1 pseudogene is annotated in these 252 nt (G+C 69.0%); it reads right to left on the reverse strand.

Annotated elements, in window-relative coordinates:
* Positions 1 to 26: 26 nt before the first annotated feature.
* A pseudogene (locus tag AC0IYH_RS32935) lies at positions 27 to 252 on the reverse strand (PKHD-type hydroxylase); the annotation flags it as partial.

Here is a 252-nt window from a genome sequence, read left to right on the forward strand (position 1 = left end):
TGGCAGCACTCGGCAGTGCGGTCAAATCAGGCGTCGGCCCAGCGCCGCAGCAGATTGTGGTACACGCCCGTCAACTGCACCACGGCGGCGTCGCCCTGACCGCGGTCGCCCGCTACCGCTTGCACGGCGCGGTCCAGTTCGAACAGCGTGCGGCGTTCGCCGTCATCGCGGACCATCGACTGCAACCAGAAGAAGCTGGCTGTCCGTACTCCGCGCGTGACCGGCGTCACGCGGTGCAGGCTGGATGCGGGG

The sequence above is a fragment of the Pseudomonas sp. AC463 genome, from assembly GCF_979253585.1.